Origin of the sequence: Sphingomonas sp. S-NIH.Pt15_0812 (assembly GCF_003951315.1) — a bacterium.
Lineage (GTDB): Bacteria > Pseudomonadota > Alphaproteobacteria > Sphingomonadales > Sphingomonadaceae > Sphingomonas.
Genome location: NZ_QLJH01000101.1, coordinates 1 through 836 on the forward strand (window position 1 = coordinate 1; position 836 = coordinate 836).

The following is an 836-nucleotide window of genomic DNA, read 5'->3' on the forward strand; positions in this document are numbered from 1 at the left end:
AAACCCAATCAGCATTTTGAGGGCTGACGGTTTTCCTGATTCACTGGTGGGTGGATCAGGAGGAGAGAGGCATGGCGCTGTTCTGGTTGTCGGATAAAGCGTGGGCGGCGCTCGAGCCGCATCTGCCCACGAACCAGCCCGGCGCGCGGCGAGTGGACGACCGGCGGGTGATCTGGGGCATCGTGCATGTGCTGAAGGTCGGTTGCCGCTGGTGCGACTGTCCGGCGGATTACGGGCCGTCGACGACGATCTACAACCGGTTCAACCGCTGGTCGCGCCGTGGCTTCTGGCTCCAGCTGCTCGATGCGCTGGTGGATGCCGGTGTGGTCACCAGAAGTACCGCGATCGACAGCACCTACATCAAGGCGCAACGCGCGGCCTTCGGCGCAAAAGGGGGCGCCAGATCCAGGCGATCGGTCGCTCGCGCGTTGGATGGACGACCATGATCCACGCACTCACCGATGTCATTGGCCATCCCTATGCTCTGATGCTGACGGCCGGCAATGTCAGCGACGTAAAGGCAGCGCCCGCCCTTCTCGAGCGGGCGGGCCGAATGCGTTACCTCCTTGCCGACAAAGGCTACGATGCCGACCGGCTGCGCCGCTCGCTACGTGACGCCGGAGCGGTTCCCGTTATTACCGGCCGGCGCAACCGGAAGCGCGTCATCCGATACGACAAGGAGCGCTACCGCGGCCGCCACCTGATCGAGAACGCCTTCTGCCGTCTCAAGGACTTCCCCCGTGTCGCCACTCGCTACGACAAACTCGCCACCAACTTCCTCTCAGGCGTCGCCATCGCCACCGCCTTGGCATTCTGACTGTGATTGAGTCTCGGCC

1 protein-coding gene is annotated in these 836 nt (G+C 63.9%); it reads left to right on the forward strand.

The window, feature by feature from the left end; all coding sequences use genetic code 11:
* Nucleotides 1-71 precede the first annotated feature (71 nt).
* Nucleotides 72-817, forward strand: a protein-coding gene (locus BRX43_RS20075) for an IS5 family transposase (RefSeq protein WP_125996800.1) whose coding sequence is annotated in 2 segments (ribosomal slippage) — nucleotides 72-405 and nucleotides 405-817 — 747 coding nt in all. Because the reading frame shifts where the segments join, the coding sequence is not laid out codon by codon here.
* The last annotated feature ends 19 nt before the right edge of the window (nucleotides 818-836 follow it).